This is a genomic window from Rhodococcus sp. P3_B8 (assembly GCF_056402775.1).
In genome coordinates this window covers 1-2,263 of the sequence record NZ_JBFUGT010000558.1, presented here as the reverse complement: position 1 = coordinate 2,263, position 2,263 = coordinate 1, and the positions used below count along the sequence as shown (strand labels likewise).

Annotated in this window: 1 protein-coding gene and 1 pseudogene; both read right to left on the bottom strand. The window is 66.1% G+C overall.

Annotated features, from left to right (window positions below):
• The coding region (locus AC1D1G_RS44490) for an excinuclease ABC subunit UvrA (protein WP_477956862.1) at nt 1-1,942 on the bottom strand (1,942 nt) is incomplete at its 3' end.
• A 129-nt stretch (nt 1,943-2,071) separates the two neighbouring features.
• Nucleotides 2,072-2,263 (bottom strand): annotated as a pseudogene (locus tag AC1D1G_RS44485) (transketolase C-terminal domain-containing protein); the annotation flags it as partial.

The window sequence follows — 2,263 nt, the reverse complement described above, 5'->3', positions numbered from 1 at the left end:
CCTCGCATTCCTCGCAACGGCCGCCACTGACATTGAATGAGAATCGGCCCGGGCTGTATCCGCGTTCACGGGCAACGGGGTGTGCGGCGAAGAGTTTCCGGATCACATCGAAGAGTCCGGTGTAGGTGGCAAGATTTGAACGTGGAGTCCGCCCGATGGGGGTCTGGTCCACACGCACCAGCCGGTTGATGTGTCCCAGCCCGTGGGCGGCCACGATCGTCGGCTCGGTGTCGTTCTCACGCTCTTCGGCCAGTACGACTGTGGAGTCGTCTGCGTCGTCTCCCCCGGTGTCGGTGACGGGTTCGCTGTCGACGCCGAGGTGTTGGGCGACGACGTCGGTGAGAACCCGGCTCACGAGTGTGGATTTGCCCGATCCGGACACGCCTGTGACCGCGGTGAGCACCCCGAGCGGGATTCGCACCGTCAGATCCCGCAGGTTGTGCATCGTGATGCCGGCGAGTTCGATCCACCTGCTCGGCAGACCGGGCTCGGGGTAACTCTCAGGTGTTCCGAAAAGGTATCGGCGAGTTATGGATTCGGGAACGTGAGCGAGACCGTCCACCTTGCCGCTGTACAGCACCCGCCCGCCGTGCTCCCCGGCTCCGGGACCGACGTCGACGATCCAATCCGCCGCGCGGACGACGTCGAGGTTGTGTTCGATGACGAAGACGGAGTTACCTGCCGCTCGTAGCCGGCGCACGGCGGTGACCAGCGCCTCAGTGTCGGCGGGATGCAGGCCTGCGGACGGTTCGTCGAGGACGTACAGCACTCCGAACAGGCCCGATTGCAGCTGGGTGGCCAGCCGCAGGCGCTGAAGTTCTCCCGGCGAGAGCGTGGTGGTCGAGCGGGCAAGGCTCAGGTAGCCCAGCCCGAGTTCGATCAGACCCGCGAGGCGTCCGCGAAGGTTGTCTACCAGCGCCGCGGACGCGCGTTCGGTTGCGTCGCTTGCGTCGGAACCGCGGGATGCGACGACGGCGTCGAGGACCGAGGCCAGATCGGCCAGTGACAGTTCCGTGGCGTCGGCGATGTCGAGGCCGGCAAACCGTACGGCCAGCGCCTCGGGGCGCAGCCGTTTGCCGTTACACGCACTGCAGGGCCGGGACACCAGATATCGGGCGACCTTCGCCCGCTGGGTTGCGCTCTTCGTCGTCGCGAAGGTGTGAAGAACGTAGGTGCGGGCGCTCGAGAACGTCCCCTGGTAATCGCGCACCATCTTGCCCGGGTCGCGCACGGGTGACACCGTGACCGTGGGTTGTTCCTCGGTGGTGAGGATCCACTCGCGCTCGTCTTCCGGAAGCTCGGACCAGGGGCGGTCCACGTCGATACCGAGTGTGTCGAGGATGTCGCGGTAGTTCTTGCCCAGCCAGGCGCCGGGCCAGGCGGCGACGGCACCGCCGCGGATACTTCGGCTCGGGTCCGGCACCAGGGCATCGATATCGACGTCGTGGGTACGGCCGAGGCCGTGGCAGGCTGGGCATCCGCCTTCGGGTGTGTTGGGCGAGAACGCGTTCGAGTCGAGAACGGGGGCGTCCGGCGGGTAGGTGCCGACTCGGGAGAACAGCATCCGCAGCACGTTCGAGATGTGGGTGAGGGTGCCGACCGACGATCGGGCGGAGGTGTGACCGCGGGCCTGCTGCAAGGCGACCGCCGGTGGAAGCCCGGTGATGTCCCCAACCCTGGGCGCTCCGATCTGATCCATCAGCCGGCGTGCGTACGGGGTGACGGACTCGAGGAACCGCCGTTGTGCTTCAGCGTAAACGGTGCCGAAGGCCAACGACGACTTCCCCGATCCCGAGACCCCGGTGAACGCGACGATGCAGTCCCGGGGAATGAACACATCGACGTGGGCGAGGTTGTGTTCGCTGGCGTCGAACACTGCGATTCCGTTGAATTCCTGGGCACGTAACGGTTCAGCGTGCGGTCCGGGATCGAAGGTGGGCACAACTGCTCCAGGTGTCGGTTCGTGCTCGGACAGGTTACGTCCCAGTCTTACTCGAGGGGTGGAACCATGTGTACTGGCGACGCTCTTTCGGGGAGAGTCCGCCCCAGTATTCCGGCCCGACCAATGCCATCAGCTCACCTGTACCAACTTGATCGCCGCGGCCTCGATGGTGTCTTCGGAGAGCAGGACCTCGAGGGCGGCATCGCCGAGCGGGATGAAACTGTCCTCACTGGCTACCCGCGCGAGACGGCCGGTGAAACCTTCGTCGATCAGGGCGGTGACGACGCCCTCCGCGACGCCCCCGGAGGATCGGGTTTCGTC